This is a genomic window from Enterococcus sp. DIV0008, assembly GCF_050542615.1.
Taxonomy (GTDB): domain Bacteria; phylum Bacillota; class Bacilli; order Lactobacillales; family Enterococcaceae; genus Enterococcus_D; species Enterococcus_D innesii.
On record NZ_CP172937.1, the window covers coordinates 2,254,089 to 2,274,580 of the forward strand.

General features: G+C 43.5%; 17 protein-coding genes. 1 reads left to right on the forward strand and 16 read right to left on the reverse strand.

Features of this window, described 5'->3' with window-relative positions; genetic code table 11:
* Window positions 1–15: 15 nt before the first annotated feature.
* The 4 genes from IGI84_RS10685 to IGI84_RS10700 all read right to left on the reverse strand — a co-directional run bounded on the left by IGI84_RS10685 (window position 16) and on the right by IGI84_RS10700 (window position 5,594).
* Window positions 16–2,082 (reverse strand): beta-galactosidase, encoded by a 2,067-nt coding sequence (locus IGI84_RS10685; protein ID WP_430600336.1) that lies wholly within the window; start codon window positions 2,080–2,082, stop codon window positions 16–18.
* A 9-nt stretch (window positions 2,083–2,091) separates the two neighbouring features.
* Entirely contained in the window at window positions 2,092–2,946 is an 855-nt protein-coding gene (locus tag IGI84_RS10690; RefSeq protein WP_081118196.1) for a sugar ABC transporter permease, read from the reverse strand.
* Between the two features lies 1 nt (window position 2,947).
* Window positions 2,948–4,183 (reverse strand): carbohydrate ABC transporter permease, encoded by a 1,236-nt coding sequence (locus IGI84_RS10695; RefSeq protein WP_430600963.1) that lies wholly within the window; start codon window positions 4,181–4,183, stop codon window positions 2,948–2,950.
* A 139-nt stretch (window positions 4,184–4,322) separates the two neighbouring features.
* Window positions 4,323–5,594, reverse strand: a complete 1,272-nt coding sequence (locus IGI84_RS10700; protein WP_430600338.1) for an extracellular solute-binding protein — start codon at window positions 5,592–5,594, stop codon at window positions 4,323–4,325.
* A 255-nt stretch (window positions 5,595–5,849) separates the two neighbouring features.
* On the opposite strand from IGI84_RS10700, the gene IGI84_RS10705 reads away from it, so the two are divergent.
* On the forward strand, window positions 5,850–6,848 hold the full coding sequence (locus tag IGI84_RS10705) for a LacI family DNA-binding transcriptional regulator (protein ID WP_077452744.1): 999 nt from the start codon (window positions 5,850–5,852) through the stop codon (window positions 6,846–6,848).
* 80 nt (window positions 6,849–6,928) lie between these two features.
* On the opposite strand, the gene IGI84_RS10710 is transcribed toward IGI84_RS10705, so the two are convergent.
* From IGI84_RS10710 to IGI84_RS10765, 12 genes are all read right to left on the reverse strand, one after another.
* Complete coding sequence (locus IGI84_RS10710; protein ID WP_077452745.1) at window positions 6,929–7,450, reverse strand: GNAT family N-acetyltransferase; 522 nt, start codon at window positions 7,448–7,450, stop codon at window positions 6,929–6,931.
* A gap of 17 nt (window positions 7,451–7,467) precedes the next feature.
* Entirely contained in the window at window positions 7,468–8,229 is a 762-nt protein-coding gene (locus tag IGI84_RS10715; RefSeq protein ID WP_077452746.1) for a YibE/F family protein, read from the reverse strand.
* The gene (locus IGI84_RS10720) at window positions 8,226–9,257 is read right to left on the reverse strand and encodes a YibE/F family protein (protein WP_430600341.1); all 1,032 of its coding nucleotides are present in this window, start codon (window positions 9,255–9,257) and stop codon (window positions 8,226–8,228) included. Before IGI84_RS10720 ends, IGI84_RS10715 begins: the two co-directional genes overlap by 4 nt.
* Window positions 9,258–9,422: 165 nt before the next feature.
* Entirely contained in the window at window positions 9,423–10,382 is a 960-nt protein-coding gene (locus IGI84_RS10725; RefSeq protein ID WP_430600343.1) for a D-2-hydroxyacid dehydrogenase, read from the reverse strand.
* Complete coding sequence (locus tag IGI84_RS10730; RefSeq protein ID WP_216681916.1) at window positions 10,379–11,710, reverse strand: APC family permease; 1,332 nt, start codon at window positions 11,708–11,710, stop codon at window positions 10,379–10,381. The genes IGI84_RS10725 and IGI84_RS10730 overlap by 4 nt, the downstream gene beginning before the upstream one ends.
* A 122-nt stretch (window positions 11,711–11,832) precedes the next feature.
* The gene (locus tag IGI84_RS10735; RefSeq protein ID WP_195264765.1) at window positions 11,833–13,053 is read right to left on the reverse strand and encodes an MFS transporter; all 1,221 of its coding nucleotides are present in this window, start codon (window positions 13,051–13,053) and stop codon (window positions 11,833–11,835) included.
* A gap of 188 nt (window positions 13,054–13,241) precedes the next feature.
* On the reverse strand, window positions 13,242–13,841 hold the full coding sequence (locus IGI84_RS10740) for a YczE/YyaS/YitT family protein (RefSeq protein WP_077452751.1): 600 nt from the start codon (window positions 13,839–13,841) through the stop codon (window positions 13,242–13,244).
* A gap of 107 nt (window positions 13,842–13,948) precedes the next feature.
* On the reverse strand, window positions 13,949–15,433 hold the full coding sequence (locus IGI84_RS10745) for a response regulator transcription factor (RefSeq protein WP_430600346.1): 1,485 nt from the start codon (window positions 15,431–15,433) through the stop codon (window positions 13,949–13,951).
* Entirely contained in the window at window positions 15,426–17,174 is a 1,749-nt protein-coding gene (locus tag IGI84_RS10750) for a sensor histidine kinase (RefSeq protein WP_430600348.1), read from the reverse strand. Before IGI84_RS10750 ends, IGI84_RS10745 begins: the two co-directional genes overlap by 8 nt.
* On the reverse strand, window positions 17,167–17,787 hold the full coding sequence (locus tag IGI84_RS10755) for a DUF624 domain-containing protein (RefSeq protein ID WP_086292033.1): 621 nt from the start codon (window positions 17,785–17,787) through the stop codon (window positions 17,167–17,169). The genes IGI84_RS10750 and IGI84_RS10755 overlap by 8 nt, the downstream gene beginning before the upstream one ends.
* Before the next feature lie 274 nt (window positions 17,788–18,061).
* Window positions 18,062–19,531 (reverse strand): ABC transporter substrate-binding protein, encoded by a 1,470-nt coding sequence (locus IGI84_RS10760; RefSeq protein WP_016613578.1) that lies wholly within the window; start codon window positions 19,529–19,531, stop codon window positions 18,062–18,064.
* 27 nt (window positions 19,532–19,558) lie between these two features.
* Window positions 19,559–20,479: a carbohydrate ABC transporter permease gene (locus IGI84_RS10765; RefSeq protein WP_005225516.1), complete on the reverse strand. Its 921-nt coding sequence runs from the start codon at window positions 20,477–20,479 to the stop codon at window positions 19,559–19,561.
* Window positions 20,480–20,492 lie beyond the last annotated feature (13 nt).

Consider the following 20,492-nt stretch of genomic DNA (forward strand, 5'->3'; position numbering starts at 1 on the left):
TTGACACAATAGTTTTTATTGTTCTGGTGCTGTCACTTTGATGATCTGCACCTCATAAGGCGCCAACTGAAGCTTTTGGTTTGTCGTTTTTCCAGTAAGCAAATCGATTCCAGAAGTTGCTACCTCTACTTCTTGATTTTCTTCGGAAAAATTCATCACAAAATAATAGGTAGTCGGAGCAAGCTGCTCTTGCTGACTTTCTCTACTTTGGATCGACACGTTCGTTGAACCTTGACGGACCCACTCATTTTGTAAGCGAAGCTGTTGTGTTACTTCTTGATAGAAGTCTTCCAAAAAGGCTTGATCCGTCCGTCCCCCAAGATAGTAGGCACTTCCTTCACCATAATCATTTACGGTCACTGCAGCTTGACCTTGATAAAAATCTGCACCGTAAACCCCTAACGTTTGGGCGGTGTTTGTTTGGACAACACTACAATAATCATGAATTTGGTACTGCTGTTCCTTCATTAAAAGCAGATTTTTTTGTTTCGGATATAACGTATCGATTTCTTTCACAGACACACCAAACAGTTCTTGTAACTCTTGGGGCCAGCCCCCTAAATAGGTCAAGTCCGTTTCATTCACGATCCCTGTCAAATAAGTGGAAACCAGTGTCCCGCCATTTTTCGTATACTGTTGAAATTTTTTCATAGTTTCTTTTGGTAAGAGGTAAAGCATCGGAGCGATGATCAATTGGTAAGCATCAAAATCATGGTCTTTCGTGATGACATCAACCGCGATGTCATGATCCCAAAAATAGCGGTAATGTTCTTGCAACGTTTGTGGGTAGCGTTTGCTCTCTAAACCAAAACCTTGCGCATCATTGAGCGCCCAATTATTATCCCAATCATAGATGATCGCCACTTTGGCTTTTTTGTGCAATCTCTTGATTTCTTTGATTTCTTCTAAGGCTTTCCCCACTTCTGCTACATCTTGAAAAACACGATTTTGTTCGTCGTTGTCATGGTCCACGACGGCCCCATGGAACTTCTCAGATGAGCCTCGAGATTTTCGCCATTGGAAATAAAGATTACTGTCTGAACCGTGAGCAATAAATTGTATAGAAGACAACAGATGCATCCCGGGACGTTTCGTGCGATTGACTGGATGCCAATTCACACCACTAGGGGTTGATTCCATAATCAAAAAGGGTTGCTTTTTCAAGCTACGGTACTGATCATTGATAAACCCAACCTTACTTGCCAAATCAGCGGTCGTTCCCCAATCATTGTGCCAAGCAGGATAACAGTCCCAACTAATGACATCCACATGCTGGGCAAATTTTCCATAATCAAGGCTATAAAAGGGAATCAAATCTCGGGTATCTGCCATAAAATTCGTTGTGATTGGCACATCTGGAGACAAACGGCGAATGTCTTTGATCTCATGTTCATAGAAATCAATGGTCTGATCGGTCACAAAACGATGCCAGTCTAAATTTAGTCCATGAACTTGCATTTCGCCGATCGGCGAAGGAGATTCGATTTGCGACCAATCGGTGATGGTATGACTCCAAAAAGGTCCCCACCAGGCCTCATTCAAGGCTGCTAATGTTTGGTACTTCTGCTTGACCCATTGACGAAAGTTTTCTTGGCAAATGGAACAATGACAATCTCCAGAATACTCATTGGATATATGCCACATCAATAGTGCTGGGTGGTCGTGGTAGCGTTCAGCTAATTTCCGATTGATGATCGCCACTTTCTCACGATAGATCGGTGAAGAAAAGCAATGATTGTGTCGCCCGCCGTGTAACATTTTTTCCCGTTTTTCATTGGTTCGTAAAACTTCAGGGTATGTTTTAGACAACCATGCAGGACGCGCGCCGCTTGGCGTCGCTAAAATGACGTTACTGTTTCGTTCGGCAAGCTCATCCATGATTTTGTCTAACCATTCAAATTGAAACTCCCCTTCTGCTGGCTCTAAGGCACTCCAAGCAAAAATACCAAGGGAAAATGTATTAGCATGAGCTTTTTCCATTAGTTCTAAATCTTTGGCTAAGATCTCGGGATAATTTAGCCACTGGTCAGGATTATAATCCCCACCATGTAAAAAGCGTTCTTCTAAGTTATATCTTGTCATCTTCTCTTCCTATCCTTTTGTGCCACCAGCGGTCAAACCGGAGACAAAATGTTTTTGTAATGCAATAAAGACGAGCGCGATCGGAATACTGATCAAAATAGCCCCTGCCGCAAAAGTCGTATAGCTGGCTCCCATTTTATCCGTGACTAATTTGTATAACCCGATGGGTAATGTATAGTACTCGGGATTACGTAAAATCACAGAAGACAGGGCAAAGTCCCCGAGTGGTCCAGTAAAGCCATTCATGGCAACGACTGCCAGCATTGGTCGTGATAAAGGAATCAATATTTGCCAGAATATTCGCGTATTGCTTGCGCCATCTATCTTGGCACTCTCGTCTAAATCTAACGGGATCGAGTCAAAATACCCTTTCAATAAGTACGTGTTCATGGGAATCTGACCCCCAACGTAAATCAAGATCAGCAACCAATGGCTATTGATCAAGCCTAGCATTTGCGCCAATACAAAAATTGCGATCAAGGCAGAGAACTGCGGGATCATTTGTAGGAGTAAGAACAGCATCAATCCATTTTTACGGCCTGTAAAACGAAACCGCGAAAAGGAATAAGCCGTCATGGAGACAAAGATCAGTGACAGAAACATGGTGCATACACTGATTTTCAATGAATTCAGATACCATTGACTATAATAAAGCGAGTTGTCGCCAGCAAACAATTTCGTGTAGTGACTTAATGTCGGACTCGTCGGAATCAGACTCGTACTTACTAAACTGTTCCCAGGATTAAAACTAGCACCGATCGTCCATAGTAAAGGGTAGACGATCACCACTACCGTAAAAATCAGTACGAGATACGTCAAGGATAGGCGGAAAAATTTTTGTTTTTTCATACTTGCTGCCTTCATGTTATCCAACCTCCTTGAATGAATTTGTTCGGCGGAATTGCCATAAAGCAATCGCGATCACGACGATCGATAAGAGAATCGTCAATGCTGCTGCTAGTGCATATTGACTATTTTGCATCGTGAGCTTATAGATCCATGAAACCAAAATATCGGTACCACCAGCGGTCGAACCAGGAACTGCCGGTCCACCAGAATTAAACAGATAAATGATATTGAAATTGTTGAAGTTAAACGTATATTGCGTAATCAAAATCGGTGCCATCGCATAAAGCAGTAATGGCAATGTGATTCGTCGGAATTTTTGCATAGCTGAAGCACCATCGATGGTCGCCGCCTCATACAAATCATCCGGAATGGATTGCAGCGTCCCTGTAGTCACGATAAAAATATACGGAAAGCCTAGCCAGCCTTGAATCAGTAGCAAAGCTAAACGGGTCCAATTCGCATTCGTTAGCCAAGGAATCGGTGAAATCTGGAAGAAATTCAAAATCGTATTATTGATCGCACCAAAGGAATCATTGAACATTCCTGAAAATACCAAGATCGTAACAAATCCCGGAACTGCCCATGGGAGGATCAAAATCGTTCGAAAGAACTTTTTGAATCGTAGTTCTTTTTGATGCACCAGCACCGCTAAAAATATTCCGATAGAAACTTGTAACGTTGAGGCGATCAAGGTCCAGATAACTGTCCAGCCTAGAACATTGAAGAAGGTACTACGCCAAATATCGACAGTAAAAATCTTCTTAAAGGTCTCTAATCCCACCCAATCTGCTAAATTGGCAGGTGCAGAATGATACAGATCATAGTTCGTAAAAGCTAACGCGATACTAAAGAGAATCGGAAAAATAACAGAAAACACGAGTAAGAAAAATGCTGGGCTACTCATTAAATAAGGATAGCCTTCTCTTAATAGTGCCTGGTAGCTTTCACGGATAGAGTTGACTGGTAGCTCATTGTCTCTTAATTCGCCGTTTTTATAGGCATCACGGATGTTTAAATAATAGAACAACAGACCAAAACCAATGACGATCAAGGCAACTAATCCTTCTGCTAATAAAAAGATGGAATTGTCTCTCGGCACTTCCACGCCTAATGTCACGATGCCCCAAAGTCCCATATTAAATAAATCTTTAAAGACGACAAGATACATAGCAAAAAAGAAGAAAAATAAAGCGCCTTTGATTTTTTGCCGATTATAAAATTGACCGAATCCTGGTATTATCGAGAATAGCATTGCTCGTTTTGCATAAGACTGCGTGTTTTTCACATTTTCGCCCCCTGTAAGAAAAAGCCACTGACAAACGTTTCGTTCGGCATTACTTGATTCCTAGTGCTGAATCACCATCCGAAACGTTTGTCCTCGTAACGACTTTTTAGTTTTGAATTGCCGCAATGGCTGATTTGATCTGATCGACTGCTTGTGGTAGAGCTGTTTTCGGTTCAGCCTTTCCAGTAGCAATGGTTTGCAATGCGGCATCCATTGGTTCCCATACTGAATTCATTTCAGTGATCCCAGGCGTTAGTTCTGCGTGTTGGGACTGAGCGGCGATGGCTGCAGCACTTTCACTTTCTTGAACTGCTGGATCATCTGCCAAAGAAGCAACCGCTGGTACTTCCTGTGTTTTTTCATAACGAACTTTTGAGTTTTCTTCATTGCTGATAAATTTGACGAACGCTTCAGCTAATTCAGGGTTTTGGGAATAGCTACTTACGTTGTAGCTTTTGACACCGATAAACGAGCCCATATGTTCACCATTGCCTAATAATGGCAATTCTTTCACACCATAGTCGATGCCCGCTTCTTTATAAGGAGACAAGTTCCATGGTCCCGAGACGACAGCTGCAGCTTTTCCTTCCGTAAATAAAGAGTCCAACACATTGATTCCTTGTTCACCGACCAATCCGGATGGAAAAACACCGGCATCATAAAATTGTTGGATATAGTCTGCTCCTTCGATCGCGCCTTCATTGGCTAATCCAATATCTTCAGGGTCATAGGATCCATCGGCATTCTCGCCAAAAACATACCCGCCATAACCGCTCAATACACCTTGTGCGTAATAAATTTGATCCCATAATGCCAGTAACCCATAACTGTCAGCACCTAAGACAGACTTGGAATACTCCAGCCACTCATCCGTTGTCTGTGGCAAGTCTTCTTCGGAAATTAGTTCTTTGTTATAATACAAAATTTGTGTTTCAACCGCTTTTGGTAAGCCGTAGACTTTGCCGTCAACGATTTGCGATTGCATTGCTGATTCTGTATACAGGTCTTGTAGCGTTTGATCGACTGTTAATTCTTTCAACAAACCTTCGGTAACGGCTGTACCGATTTGATCGCCAGGAATCGTGATGACATCCGCACCTGTACCAGCGGGGCCATCCAATCGTAAATCTTCGATCTGTCCACCATAGGCTTTTTCGACCACTTTGATCTTCACATCGTGTTCTTCTTCAAATTGTTTGACTGCCTCTTCAATCCCAGCTGATTTTGCTTGGTCTTCCCAGACCAATAGATCATAGTCCTTACCGCTGCCACTATTTGCTGCAGTGCTATCTGTCCCTTCACTTTGTGGACCGCAAGCACCTAATCCTAAAGCTGCTACACTTAAAAAAAGAACTCGAGACATTTTTTTCATCATCATTTCTCCACCTTTTCTTTATTTTGCAAACGCTATCTTCTCGTTTATAATAAATTATTTTACTTAATATGTAAATAGTTTTACTAAATTAATTTCTTCAATGAAGTAAATAAACGGATAAAATCAAGGTTTATCACACAAATATTTTTTTCGAAATACCTCTATGTTATTAACTTTCACTATTCAGTAAATATATTTAGTAAATTCATTTACTTGGTAAAGTTGTTAGCGTATACTAGAAGAAAGAGGTGAAGAAGATTGGTTACAATAAAAAAAATTGCCGAGCAATCAGGCTTTTCACAAGCGACTGTGTCCCGATTATTGAAAGGCGACGAATCGTTGTCGATCGCAGCCGATACGCGTCAAAAAATTATTCATACCGCTTTATCACTAGGTTATGATCGCTCAAAAATAAAAACAACACTAGAAAAAATCGCCGTCCTTTTCTGGCTGACAGAACAAGAAGAGCTGCAAGATGTCTATTTTCGACAATTGCGAATCTCTTTAGAAAAATATGCGAAAATTAACAATTTGGAAATTCAACTGATCACCCATGAAGATGATGTTTTAGAAACACTGCAAGAAGTCGCCGGGTTTATTGGGATTGGCTCTTTCACTGAGAAAGAAACGCAGCAGTTCAAATCCATTTGTCCCTATGGCGTCCTTTTGGAAATCAACCCCTGTCCAGAGCTGTTCGATACGGTCAAACCCGATACTGATCGAATGACGCAACTGGCGATCGATCTATTTTTAACAAAAGGATACCGAAAAATCGGCTTTATTGGTGGTGCTTATCTAAATCCTGATACCCAACGTGCAGAAATGGATAGTCGCGAGGTCATCTTCCGTCAAACGCTGGCTCAGCGAGACGCCCTCGATGAGGCATTCTTGTTTACTGGTGGCAACTTTTCCGTTGAAACCGGCTATCGTTTGGCGAAAAAAATGGTGGAATCCCTTGGTGACGATTTGCCAGAGGCGCTCTTTGTGGCTTCTGACACCATCGCAGTTGGTGTGCTCCAAGCGTTAAATGAACGATCCATCATCATTCCTGATCGTTTGGAACTAATCAGTATCAACGACAATGAGATCGCAAAATTTGTGGCTCCCCCTCTAACAACGTTTAACATCGATGTGGAGGAAATCGCCAAAACCGCGATCGATTTATTGGTGGATCAGATCGTGCATCCTCGAGCGATCACCAAAACAGTCCTTTTAGGGGCTGAACTCATCGAGCGAAAAAGCTTTACGCAAGCATAAAAAACGCCCTTAGAAAGTTAGTAAAAGAACTTTCTAAGGGCGTTTCATTGTCTAAATCGAAAAAAGCATTCTTTCGTTTTTCACCTCTCTTTCGCCACAGCATACACAAGATGCGGCATGTCCACTTGCCGATAGTGTTTAACAAAGCGATCCACCAGCTTCATTCCATTGCGCAATGCCACATTTATGGAGGCTTGATTGTTCTCACGAATGATCGAATAAACAATGGCGGCATTTAGCGTTGCAAACGCATAGTCTTTACAAGCCTGGGCGGCTTCTGTGGCAAACCCATGATGCCAGAAGTTCTTTTGAAACAAGTACCCAATTTCTAAAACGGCTTCTCCCTTGACGTCTTGCCATGTCAAACCGCATTGACCGATCGCTTGCCCGGATGCTTTCTCAATCACTAGCCACAAGCCAATGTGATCGTTTTGATAGCGTTGCAGCTGTTTGTCGATCCAACCAGTGACTTCCTGCTCACTGAAGGGTCCTTCATAAGCAATCATGACTTCTGGATCTTGCAAAATCTTTTCAATCGCTGGACGATCGTCATGACTCATTTCTCGCAGCAATAATCGCTTGGTTTCAATTAGTGGTTCCATGGTGGTTTAGCTCCCTTCTACTCCATTCGGTTTCTTTTCAAAAAATACCAACTCGCTGCCCATGCGGTGATGGGTAAAATAATCACCGCTGCCAGACCCGTGATCAAACAAACGATCAATTCTGAGACGAACGCCTTCGAATTGATCATTTCACCAAAGGAGATCGATAAATCTTGAAACCACGCAATCAACGCCAGATTACTTCCCATAAAGGCAAACAATAAGGTATTGATCGTCGAAGACAATACGTCTGATACCACTGTCATACTACTTTTACTTAATGCCTTGATTGAGACTTGCGGGTTTGCTTGAAAAAGTTCAAAGGTCGCCGTGCTGATCGCCATACTCCCATCTGCCACCGCCCCCGAAAAACTCATCAAAATGATTGCGGTCATCAATGTCTTAAAATCGATGGCTACATCAAAGGAATACATCGCCAACTCATCCAGTTCCTCTGCCGAAAACCCATGAAGATTCATTGCAGCGAGCACAAGCGGAAATAGTAGTAGAAAAAGCCCTAGAAAGACCAACACACAGACAAAGGCAATTTTGGTTTTCTGATTGACACCGTTCACGAAAAACAAGGTGATCGCCGCCACGGCTAAAAAGGCAACACAAGCCGCTGGTAAAATCGGTGCCCCTCGGTCAATCAGAACCAGTAGCGCTAGAAAGACGGCCACATTCATAAACAGACCTGTGACTTGAAACAGCCCTTCGATCCGAAAAACAGCGAAAGTCAACAAGAGAAAAAGCAAGATCAACACAAACAAAACAGTCATTTTGCTTTCCTCCTATGCACTTCAAAACAAAGGAGCGTCAACGGTACCGATAAAACCAACGCAAAGCCGCCGCATACTGTACGCACTATTTCTAAAGAAAGATGCATCGGCAATGCTTGCGAAAGCAGCCAGCCATTGGCTAGGTAAAACAATAGCGCTGGCATACTCCCACTTAAATAGGCAAACAACAAGACATTGATCATCGAAGAAGTCGTATCTTGCGCGATGGACCGACCGATCGCTAATCGTTCCTTGCGGCTCGTCTGGGGATTGATGCGTTGGATCTCATCTAAACTGGCAATCAGCATGACGATATTGTCCATGCTGGCACCAATCGCGCCAATCAGCAGACTCCCTAGATAGACACTGCGATACGGACGGGTCAGAAACGACATTTCCTCATAGCGCAACCCATGATCTTGCAAAAGATCCATGGCGAACCGACAGAGAAAAAACGCCAAGAGGACGCTGGCTAACGAGGCAATGATTTTGCGGCTGTCGATCGTACGAAAGCCATAGGAAATCCCCATCGTCAAAACCAACGAGACGATCGTAAAAACGATCATCAAAAAGACCAATGAAAAGGAGCTGTTGCCTTTGTGAAACCAAAGAAAAAGGAGCAGCAAGCCAGTATTCACAAAGATACTAAGCAAAGCCCGTAAGCCCTTTTTGCCACCAATTGCGACTACTGCCATCAGGAATAAGGCAAGGAAGAAAAAGAGATACCCATCCTGTTTTTGTGCTTGTACCTGCCAGCCATCCCCTTCTTTTTGCAAAAGCAGCTGTTGTCCGGTCTGATACAACGGATGAATCGCACCGTTGGGCGTGTATTCTGTAATGACTGTCCGCAGTACCCCAGCTTCTTCTCCGTTACGAAGGATCCCTTGAATCTGCTGCTGGTCGGCGGTGACTTGAACCGTTTGTACTTCTATGATCGGCTGTACATAAAAGCGGCTGCTTTGGGTTTGGATCAGCCAGCTCAAGACAACCAAGCTAACAAAGGCCGCTAGATAATAATACTTTTTCAAGACCGTCTCCTTTCTTTTTCAGCAAAAAAAGAACTTAGACAAACCACCAGTCCTACGACCAATCACCTTGTGAAGCTGGCTGACTGGTCGAAATGGTTACTGTGTTGGCGAGACTAACTGCTTTGCTAGTCGCCTGCTTTGTCAAAGTCCTTTTGCTCGTTTTGCTTACACGACGTTTTGTGGCGTCCCTGCTTTAAAGCCGCTTAAGTTCGCCACAGCGATCCCCATCAAACGACGTCGGGTTTCGACGGGCGCCCAAGCGATATGCGGCGTCAAATAGCAATTTGGTGCTTGCAACAAGGGATTGTCCGCTGCAATCGGTTCTTTCGAGACGACATCTGCCGCCAAGGCTGCGATCTGCCCAGTTTGCAGCGCTTCAGCAACTGCCGCTTCATCGATCAAGCCGCCACGGGCGGTATTGATCAGGATCGCAGAAGGTTTCATTTGTGCCAATGCTGTGCGATCGATCATTTTTTCTGTCTTAGGAAACTGTGGAACATGAAGGCTAATGATATCTGCTTCTTGATACAGTTCCGCCAGCGAAACTTGTTTTGCCCAAGCAGCTTGTGCTGGTTTTGGTCGATGATTAAAGTAGATTACTTTCAATTGAAACGCATGTGCGATCGTGGCAACTGCTTGAGCGATCGCACCATATCCAATCAGCCCAATCGTTTTGCCTGCCAATTCCATCAATGGTGTCTGCCAATAAGAAAAATCTTTGCTGGTTTGCCAGTCGCCCTGATGCACGGAACGATTATGGTGTCCCACTTGATTCGTCACTTCCAGCAGCAAAGCAAAGGTCGCTTGTGCCACTGCATTGGTACTGTAGCTAGGAATATTGGTCACGGTGATTCCCTGTTCCTTCGCTGCTGCCAAATCAACGACATTGTATCCAGTTGCCAAGACCCCAATGTAGGTCAATTGCGGACATGCTTTGAGCACATCTGCGGTGATCGGCGTTTTATTTGTCAAAATTGCTTCGGCATCGCCGATTCGCTCAATAATTTCTTGTTTATCTGTATACGAGGTACGATCATACACCGTCACCTCTCCTAATTCTTCAAACCCTTGCCAAGACAAATCTCCTGGATTCAACGCATAGCCATCAAGTACAACGATCTTCATTCTTTCGCTCCTCTCGCTTTTCCTTTTGCTTTTCCATAAAAAACGGGAATTCCTAGTAACGTCACGCCGATTCCCACGACTGCTAACCACGTGTCAGTGATCAAGGTCATGATCAAGATAAAACAGCCGCCTAAGATCGCAATCAAGGGAATGATTGGATAGCAGGGAACTTTATACGGACGCTTCATCTGCGGTTCTGTTTTTCGCAAACGAAAAACTCCTACAAACAATAATACACTAAAGAACCACATAACAAAAACCAGCATATCGGTCAAAAGATCAAAGGTGCCTAAAAGCATCATGATACAAGCGATTCCTAATTGTAAAAAGGCCGCCGCATAAGGTGCATTGGTGGTTTTACTTAAAGTGGCAAAGGTCTTGCTGAAAGGAATCTCATCTTCCAACGCCATGGCATAAGGGACTCGCAAGCCAGTCATTGTATAGCCGTTCAATGCGCCATACACAGAGATCAGGATACCGATCGTGACCAGTTTTCCGCCAAAGCTGCCAAACAAGGCCATCGCAGTTTCTGAGGCACTGTTCAAATTACCAGCGATTTGATCGATCGGCAATGTTTTTAAAAAGGCAACATTGATCAACACGTACACCAAGGTGACAAAACTCAATCCAAAGATGATGGCTTTAGGTAGATCTTTTTCGGGTCGCTTCATTTCTCCAGCGACATTGCCGACGCCCATCCAACCATCATAAGCAAAAAGGGTTGCTAAGAGAGCACTACTGATACCAGCCGCAAGCGAACCTTGAGTATTGGAAGAAAAATCCACCAATGACACCGAGACTTGCCCGGGTGTCAATAGGCCAGCCACGATAATCACCGCAATCGGGATCAGCTTGACTGCTAATGTGACCGACTGGACTTGAGCAGCGGCTTTTGTTCCCAAAAGATTAATCAAAGTCACACTCGTTCCGGTCAAAATCGACAGAGGAATCAAATAATTGCTAGGTAGATGAAATAAGTTCAAGCACTGGGTCGCAAAAATAATACTTAGAGCCGCAACATTCGCTGGAAAGTAAATGATACTTTGTGCCCAGCCTAATAAAAAGGAGGGTAATTTTCCATAAATTCTTTCAATATATCGAATGGGTCCGCCAGTTTCAGGAATCGCCGTCGCTAATTCTGCCACGGTCAAACCGCCGCAAATCGTTAGAAAGCCGGCAAGCAGCCAGACCAACAAGGTCAATCCAGTCGATTGCGTCTGCTGAACCACAGCCGCTGCTTTGAAAAACACGCCGGCGCCGATCACCGTTCCCATTACTGTCGATAATGCCCCAAAAAAACTGATTTCTTTTTTCAATTGACTTTTCACAACATCACTTCCTTTTAAATGAATAAGTCAAAGTATAGCGGATTGAAACTGTCTTGACTAGGGGAATTTCAGAAAACAAAAAGCAAATACCATGAAAAGACGGCATTTGCTCTAAAATTTTTTTATTCTTTTGTGGATTCCTGAAAAACGAACAACGGAAGCTGCCGCTTTTTGTGCATTTGTTGAACTAAAAAAATTCCTACCAGCAAGATGATTGGGAAAACGATCGCCCCTAGAATCCCGACCTGTAGCTGCTGTCCCGTCCATTCAACGATGCTACCAACGACAGCAGGGCCGATTGAACACCCTAGGTCTCCCGCTAATGCCAAATATGCAAATAGCGCCGTCCCGCCGTTGCGAATGTATTGCGCAGAAAGACTAAAGACCCCTGGCCACATGATCCCTACGGCAAAACCGCTTAAGCCGCAGCCGATGAACCCGATCAACGGCAATGAAGCAAAGCCGATCATCATATACGCCAGTAGACAAAGCAAAACACTCAAAAACATAAAGCGTTTCAAATCGATCCGTTCCCCGAACTTGCCGTAAAGCAAGCGCGAGATCCCCATCATCAAGGCAAAAACCATTGGCCCTGCTAAATCGCCTAGCGTCTTACTAACGCCTAAGCCCTGTTCGGCAAAGGTCGATGCCCATTGGCTGACTGCTTGTTCGCTGGCTCCAGCACAGACCATCATCACCAGAAACAGCCAAAAGCTTTTCAAGGAAAAGAGCTGCCGAGTGGTCAACCCTCGTTCTCCTTCGGCAACGATTGGCGCCAACGGGACTTTGGTAAAGAAAAACAAATTGACCAACGGGATCAGCGCCCAGATGATCGCCAAAATCGGCCACTGTTGAATACCGAACACCATGAAGAACGCCGTCGAGAGCAAAACGACTCCAACATACCCCCAGCAATAAAACGAGTGCAACAAGCTCATGGTTTTTTCTTTATGTTCCGTCGGACAGGCTTCGACGATGGGACTGACTAAGACTTCCAACAAGCCACCGCCAATGGCATACAACAAAACCGCTGCTAACAGCCCGCTAAACGGAGTCGGAAACCATAAGGGAAAAACAGCTAAACCAATCAAGCCGATCGCTGCAAAAAAATGCGCCGCTACGATCGAAATACGATAGCCGATGCGGTCTACAAAAAAGATCGCTGCAAAATCGACGGCTAACTGGGTCAAAAAGTTAAAACTGACCAACAAGGTGATCTGACTGATCGGCAGCTGGTATTGGCTTTGAAAGGTCAAAAATAATAAGGGGGCAAAATTATTAATCACGGCTTGAACGATGTACCCTACAAAGCAAGCTGCAATCGTCGAACGATAACTTTTCATTTTCATTTCTCCTTTACTCGTCTTATCAGTATACCAAGTCCAATAAGACAGTAACCATGGAGAAAACACTTTTTTTACCCAGAGAATCTTAAAGAAATCAGGATTCCTCTCCCTTCAGATAATTCCTTTAAATGGAAGCAGCAAAAAAGCTGCCCTCACAGACAGCTTTTTCCGACTTATTCTCAAGGCTAGGCGTTTTTCTTCCGAGCAGCGATGGTTTTCATGGTGGCTTCAAAGATTGGGCCAATAAAGACGATACACAAGAGAGTACCTAACCCCACACTGGCGCCTAACGCAAAACCAATCAAGACCATGGCTGCATCCAAGCCGATACGGATCGTTTTTTGCGTCAATTTGCTTCGTTTGTAGATCAAGGCCGTCAAGGCTTCAAGTGCGGCTGAACCTTTGTTGGAAGAAACGTAGATACCGGCGCCGATCCCGAATAAGATCGGTGCCGCGAAAATAGCGATCCACGGGTAGAAAGGCAAATGAATCGATACTTTGTCCATCACTGGTTCAAAGACCCCAATCAGCAGGCCTAAGCCGATCCCATTGATAAAACTGCCAATGCCTAATTCAGCACGATCAAAGACTGCAACGATCAACAAAACAACAATATTAAAACACAAACTGGCAATCCAAAAGGGGACATCGACAAAATTCAAAATTCCTAGTAAAAACGTACTGATCGTATCATATCCTTGATGGGCGGTGATCAATAAGGATATGGCTAACGCAATCAGCCCGGTACCTATCAAAACTTGTGCAAATTTTTTGGTTTCTTTCACAACATCACGCTCTCTTCTTTATTTTTCCTCTCTTAGTTTACCGTGAAAGCGTCACAATTACTATCATTTAATCACAAAAACCGGATTTTTTTTGAAGAAATCTAAATTCAATCAAGGGATTCATAATGCTGTTCATAGGTATCGCGAAACTCTTTGGGGGTCAGACCATTCAATTTCTTAAACATTTTGGAAAAATAGTTGGTATTGTTGTAACCAATGCGATCCCCGATCTCACTGATCGTGGCTTTCGAATGAAGCAGCAGCTGCTGGGCTTGCTTGATTCGCACCAGATTGACGTACTGATTAAAACTCATTTCCGTTTCTTTCTTGAAGAGCTGTCCTAAATAAACGACGCTGACGTGCAGTTCTTCTGCCGCTGATTTGACCGTCAAATCATGGGTATAACCTTCTTCGATCAGCTGAATCGTCTTTTGAACGATCTCTGAATAACGTTTTTGCGGCGGCTGTGATTTCGCCAATTCCAGCACATCATCAAAGAGTTGCCGCAAATCTGCCAATGTATTGGACTCGCGGATTCGTGCTAAAATCTGCTCATGGTTTTCTTGGGAAAGCACCGGCAGTTGCCGATAAATATCATTGAACAATAAAAAAGAAACATAACGAACATGCTCAGGGTCTGCTTGGGTTTGTTCCAAAATAGCGAACATTTTATCCAACTCATGTTGGATCGTTTTAACATCCCCGATGGTCAGTGCTTTGTTAAAAGATAGAAACGGGAGTTCTTCGTTTCGCTCTAATATATCCACGTGGATCGTCTGTTCTTGTAAAAATAGATCTGGATAGAAGGCTTGCAGCGATTGAACCTGTTTGATTTTTTCATAGGCTTTATACAAATTCTCCCACTCGTTGATGGTTTCGCTCATGATCAACTGCCAGTCTTTACTATCAAGCTGCTGGGCCAGTGCTTTTAGGTCAGCGTTGATTTGTTGTCTTGGTCCGGCTGCGGTAATGATCACTTGGTTTTCATCTAATCGCCCTGGTAAGATCAAAGGCTGATCGTGTTGCTGAAAAAACGCCGTGATTTTTTGTAAGATCTCGGCAGTCCCATTGAACTGCAAAACGGTAAAGGGTGCTGCAAGCGGTACCCGCTGTTGCGCCAGCAAATGGAGGTACTCGCTTTCGTTCAATTCATCATTCAACCAAAGTAGGAGGCTTGATTCTTGGTACAGTTCTTTTTCTGCCAACAGTTTTTGCTGCTCCTCTAATTCAGCTGCAATCGCTTGAACACTGCTACGTAGTTCTTCTTTGTTAACAGGTTTGACCAGATAATTACGCACACCTAACGCCATACCTTGTTTGACAAAGGCAAACTCCTGATAACCTGAGAGAATGATCGAGAAAAATCGATTCCCAAACGCTTGTGCTTGGCGGATCATATCGATGCCGTTCATTTCTGGCATCCGAATATCTGTGATCAGCAAATCAACAGAATGTTCTTGTAGATACTCGAGAGCCTCACTAGCACTTTTCGCTGTATGCACCACCTCAAAGCCCAGCTCTTGCCAAGGCAAGATCATCTGCAGCCCTTGCAAGATCATGTATTCATCGTCAACGAACATTGCTTTATACATCTGCCTCATGCCCCCTTTGCAAACTTTTCTCATCTAAGCGGATCTTGACCGTAAAACCAGCAGCTGCTTGAGACGTAACATCCATTTGATAGGCGCCGTTGAACATCCCCCGCAACCGTTCGTGAACATTTTTGATCCCGATCGAGGTTTGGGCTCCGATCTCCTGATTTTGCAGTTCTTCATGAATCATCGCTAACTGCTGCGGATCTGCGCCTTTGCCATTGTCTTTGACTTCAATCACGATCTGATCGGCTTCTTTATAAGCTTTGATACTGATGGCGTTATCATTGCGCTGATAATCGATACCGTGAACAAAATAGTTTTCGACAAGCGGCTGCAGCGTGAACTTCGGCAATTCCAACTGTTCGAATGCCGGATCGATAGTTACATGATAGGCGATCTTATCTGGGTAGCGCATCTGAAACAAGTAGACATATTTTTCACAAAAATCGATTTCTTCTTTTAAGGTCTTCGTCTTTTCTTGCGTCGTATTGTTCCGCAGCAGTGCCGAAAAGGCATAGACGACATCTGCCAGCTCTTCTTGGTTGCGGCTCAAGGCATACATTCGAATGTATTCTAAGGTGTTATAGAGAAAATGCGGATTGATCTGGGCTTGCAATGCCCGCATGTCGGCATCTCTTTGTTTGATCTCCAGTGTGTAAATATCTTTGATGTACTCGTTGATACTGTAAGTCATTTGATTGATGGCTTCTGCGATTTCTTTCAGTTCTTGTTGGACATTGGCGGTATCGATCCGTTTGTCAAAATTCCCTTGGCTGACTTCTTTCGTCGCATAGACGATCTGCTCTACTTGCGATGTATAGCGCTTAAAGGTGCGATGAAGCACCCATAGGACCAACAAGAGAATCCCGATCCCAAAACTAAAGATCCAAATGGCGCTGGAAAAAATATCCTGCCAAATCACCCTTTTTGACAACAAAACCAGGGACACTTCTCCGCTGACAGTGGTTTGTTTTTTGATATAAAAGTCTTTCGAAAGAGTGTCGTGAATAGTTCCGTGAGCAACCGCCTGATCAATTTTAGCTAAAGTTTCCTTGCTGAGGTTCGTGGCATCCTTGTAAAGGCGCTGACCATTTGAGGTATACAAAAAACTGTTGATTCCATGAACTTGGTTGTCTTCTTGTCGATTGGCTAAAACATCGTCTGAACGAAAGATCACGTAGACTTGGCCTAAGGGCTGGGCATAATTACTTGGTTGGGCGATCGAACGAACAAAAAACAGACGATTTTTTAAATCAATCTGTTTGCCGCTGTGTTTTTCTCCGTAAGGTGTATCCGGCGTTGCCACTAGTGTCTCATTGCTTTCATCCAACTGAATGATGATCTCTTCGATACTAGGATGATTACGAATCAAACGATAGAGAATATTTGGTAAGTAAACACTTTGTCCCGTCTGGCGAAAAATATCATTACTATAGGAAAAATAATCTGGCAATGAAAGCTGCAAATAGTTGCGTAATGATTCAAAGGCGGTATCTGAACTAGTAAATTCGCCAAGTACCGTTGAAACAACGGTATTTTGATCTTGCACATAAGCATCCAGCTGCATGCTTGTGCTCTCCACTAAACGTTCACTCGTAGTAAAACGATCCGCTCCGGTATAAGCGGTCAGGACCAGCATAATAATGATGGAGATGATCACCAAAAGCACGCTGTACAGCTGCATCAACTGATTGATCAAAAAATCATGTTTGAACAAACGAAAACGCCACTTAGTCATGTGCCAAATCCCGATCAATGACGTTTTTTTCCTGGCTGATCGCCACATGGCACCATAAAATCAGTAAGCTGAATGTTCCAAAGAGCAAGAGCCCTTTCATCATCCAAGTAAAAACTAGAATACTAGCGATCCCAACCAGCAATTTTAGAAAGGTCGCCATATGAAGAAACAGACACACAAAGGATAATTTCAGGTTATTCCACAAGGAAATCTCATAGGACGTGTCAAAAACCACACTTAACAGGTACAGTAAAACACTCAATCCACTAACCACAACTAAAACAAAAGAGATCATCAGCCAAATCAAGCCTTGGATCTGGGTAGCTAAATACAAGTTATACACTAAGAACCCTGTCAGTAGGAAAAACAGATAAAACTGCTTATTGGCTTTGACAAAGACGCTGCGCCAAATGCGCCATGCGCTGCGAAAGCTTTGATTCTCATAATTTAGTCCATCTTCGTGGATCAAAGCACTGATGGTATGAAACGCTGGACCGATCCCTAAGATTCCACCACCGGCAAGCGTCAATACGACAAAAAACAAATTCAACTTCACGATCGCCCAAATCAAGCGAAAGCCCTTGACCAACCCGCTATTTGCTGTTTCTTCCATTTAAAATTCCTCCCTTATTTGTTCCCTACCGAAAATGTAGCATGATTCCAGCTTCCTACTCAAGCTACCTGAGAATCTTTTAATGCTATGTACGTTTTAGATGCAACATGCTTGAGATTTACAAGCGAAAAAATAAAAGTTGCGTTTTTTGAATAAAATTCCTCTATTCACTTAAAAGAAAAAGCAGCCAGAAGCTAGACGTGGGAACCATTGGTCCTGATGCGTTTAGCCTCCGGCTTGCTTGATCTATTGATTTGTGAGAACCACCTGTTGCTTATTCTTGGCTTGCGCGGTACTCATCAAATTGTTTTTGCATTTCATCGCGGACCTTCTCCCAGCCAGCGGTTTTTAATTCTTCGTTTAGTTTCGGAACATTTTCTTCTGGATCGATCGTTCCGGTTGCTAAACTTGCTTTGTAACGGTTCATGACATTGGCGATATTCGTGATTTCTGTTTTCACATTATCAGTCTTGAAGTTGAACCCTAAGATTGGTGATGCTTCCGCGTTAGCAATGTTTTCATCACGCTCTTTGATCATATCGTCAGTGATGGATTCTTGTGTGTAAAGGATCATGTTGTTCCCAGTGTTCCAAGCAGCCATCCGGGTATTTGGCAAGTAGCCATCAAGGAGACGGATTTTGTTGTCTTGGCCTTCGATTTTTTCCCAGGCTTCACCTTCGACACCCCAAACCAATCCATTCAACAATTCAGGATCGCTGTTCAACAAGCCCAACACTTCCACTGCTTTTTCTTTGTTTTTCGAAACATTCGCTACGACAAAGTTTGCCATTTGCGCTTGTCCGGTTGATTTTAATTGTTTCGTGATTGGACGTGAAACCAATTCATGACCTGCGGCATTGCTTAAGATCGTATCGCCGTAATCCATTGGTCCTTGGGTTTCTTCACGCATGAACCATGTGTTGCCTTCTAATGGGTAACCAGTTGTATTGGTGGCTGCATCGGTTGGGATCAAGCCTTCGTTGTACCATTTGTGCATCAATTTCAAGTTTTCCATTTGTTCATCATCTTCGTATTGATTGATGATCTTCGTTGTATCACCATCCAATTTGACAGCAAATGGGTAATCTTTCCCAATCACATAATCATAGTTTCCAGAAACATTAAAGGTTTGTCCGATCGCAAACGGTGCGATGTTTGGTTCTTCTTCTTTAAACTTCTTCAACACGTCTTCGGCATCTGCATAAGATTCGATCCCGCTGATATCCAAATCATATTTGTCTAAATATTGTTTATTGAAGGTCAAGACTTGTTGGGCATAAATATTGCCATTGACTGGAAAGGCATATAATTTTCCGTCGATCGTATTGCCTTTGATATAAGATTCGTCTAATTGATCATACGCTTCTTTGGCATATTTTGGTGCTAACTCCGTCAAATCTGCATACGCGCCTTTTTGCGCATTCGCAACGTAATTTGAGGCAAAGGAAATATCGTAGTTTTCACCCGATGAAATGATGGTGCTCATTTTTTGATCCCAGTCTCCCCAGCCGATGTACTGCAGATCGATGCGAGCGTTGGTTTTTTCTTCAATGCGTTTATTGGCGATCTCCATCAATTGATCAAAGTTTTCTGGCTTGTCCCCGACTTGATACATCAATAAAGTCGTTACGCCATCTGCATTGTTTTCTGAATCGGATGTTGCGCCGTTCGACCCACAGGCAGCCATTCCCAAAGTTGCCGCTGCGGCCATCCCAGCAAAAGCTGTTTTTTTCCACAAATTCATTTTTGTTTCCTCCCTATACTTATTTGATTATTCTTTGACGCCACCAATTGTCAGACCACCGACAAAATACCGTTGGAAGAATGGATAGGTGATCGCAATCGGTAAGGTTGCAACAACAACGATTGCCATGCGAGCAGTTTCGCTTGGCAAAGCGGCCAAACCGCCTTGGATCTGGGCAGCCATGCCGGAGCTTTTGGCTAGATAGTCCAAGTTGCTTTGAATCCGCATCAAAAGTGCTTGTAACGGCACTAAAGAGTCTTTTTGAATATACAACAATGCATTGAACCAGTCGTTCCAATAGCCAAGAGCGGCAAATAGACTGATCGTTGCGATCCCTGGAACCGCTAAGGGCAACACGATGGATAGAAAAATCTTCATTTCGCTGGCACCGTCGATGCGCGCAGATTCTATAATACTATCTGGTACCGTCTTTTTAAAGAAGGTCCGCATAACAAGGATATTAAAAGGCCCTAAGGCAAGGGGTAAAATCAATGCCCAAATCGTATCTTTCAATTGGATCAAGTTGACCATCACTAAGTAATTGGCAACCATCCCTGGCGCAAACAACATGGTGATCAAAGCGAAGATCGTAAAGAACCGACGGAATGGAAAATTTGAGCGAGAGATGACATAGGCATAGAGCGAAGTCATCGTTGCATTGACGAAGGTACCAAAAACAGTGATAAAAATAGATACGCCAAATGCTTGGAAAATTTTGCTGCTCATTTGTCCGCTAAACAAATAGGTATACGCTGCGAAGGAAAATTCTTGTGGCCAAAAGCGATAGCCGTTTTCTGCCAAAGAGGTTTCACTGGTCAATGAGATCGCGATCACAAAGAGAAACGGCAAGACACAGGAAATCGCGAACAAACCAATCACGATATTAAAAATCAGGTTGACCGTTGGGTTAAAGGAGCGGATCTCGACTTTCGTTACTTTTTTCTTCATTTATCCATCCTCC

Excerpts from the sequence above, each read along its gene's own strand:
- IGI84_RS10685 (WP_430600336.1), bottom strand. The coding sequence starts at position 2,082 with ATGACAAGATATAACTTAGAAGAACGCTTTTTACATGGTGGGGATTAT.
- IGI84_RS10690 (WP_081118196.1), bottom strand. The coding sequence starts at position 2,946 with ATGAAGGCAGCAAGTATGAAAAAACAAAAATTTTTCCGCCTATCCTTG.
- IGI84_RS10695 (WP_430600963.1), bottom strand. The coding sequence starts at position 4,183 with ATGCTATTCTCGATAATACCAGGATTCGGTCAATTTTATAATCGGCAA.
- IGI84_RS10700 (WP_430600338.1), bottom strand. The coding sequence starts at position 5,594 with ATGATGATGAAAAAAATGTCTCGAGTTCTTTTTTTAAGTGTAGCAGCT.
- IGI84_RS10710 (WP_077452745.1), bottom strand. The coding sequence starts at position 7,450 with ATGGAACCACTAATTGAAACCAAGCGATTATTGCTGCGAGAAATGAGT.
- IGI84_RS10715 (WP_077452746.1), bottom strand. The coding sequence starts at position 8,229 with ATGACTGTTTTGTTTGTGTTGATCTTGCTTTTTCTCTTGTTGACTTTC.
- IGI84_RS10725 (WP_430600343.1), bottom strand. The coding sequence starts at position 10,382 with ATGAAGATCGTTGTACTTGATGGCTATGCGTTGAATCCAGGAGATTTG.
- IGI84_RS10735 (WP_195264765.1), bottom strand. The coding sequence starts at position 13,053 with ATGAAAAGTTATCGTTCGACGATTGCAGCTTGCTTTGTAGGGTACATC.
- IGI84_RS10745 (WP_430600346.1), bottom strand. The coding sequence starts at position 15,433 with ATGTATAAAGCAATGTTCGTTGACGATGAATACATGATCTTGCAAGGG.
- IGI84_RS10750 (WP_430600348.1), bottom strand. The coding sequence starts at position 17,174 with ATGACTAAGTGGCGTTTTCGTTTGTTCAAACATGATTTTTTGATCAAT.
- IGI84_RS10755 (WP_086292033.1), bottom strand. The coding sequence starts at position 17,787 with ATGGAAGAAACAGCAAATAGCGGGTTGGTCAAGGGCTTTCGCTTGATT.
- IGI84_RS10760 (WP_016613578.1), bottom strand. The coding sequence starts at position 19,531 with ATGAATTTGTGGAAAAAAACAGCTTTTGCTGGGATGGCCGCAGCGGCA.
- IGI84_RS10765 (WP_005225516.1), bottom strand. The coding sequence starts at position 20,479 with ATGAAGAAAAAAGTAACGAAAGTCGAGATCCGCTCCTTTAACCCAACG.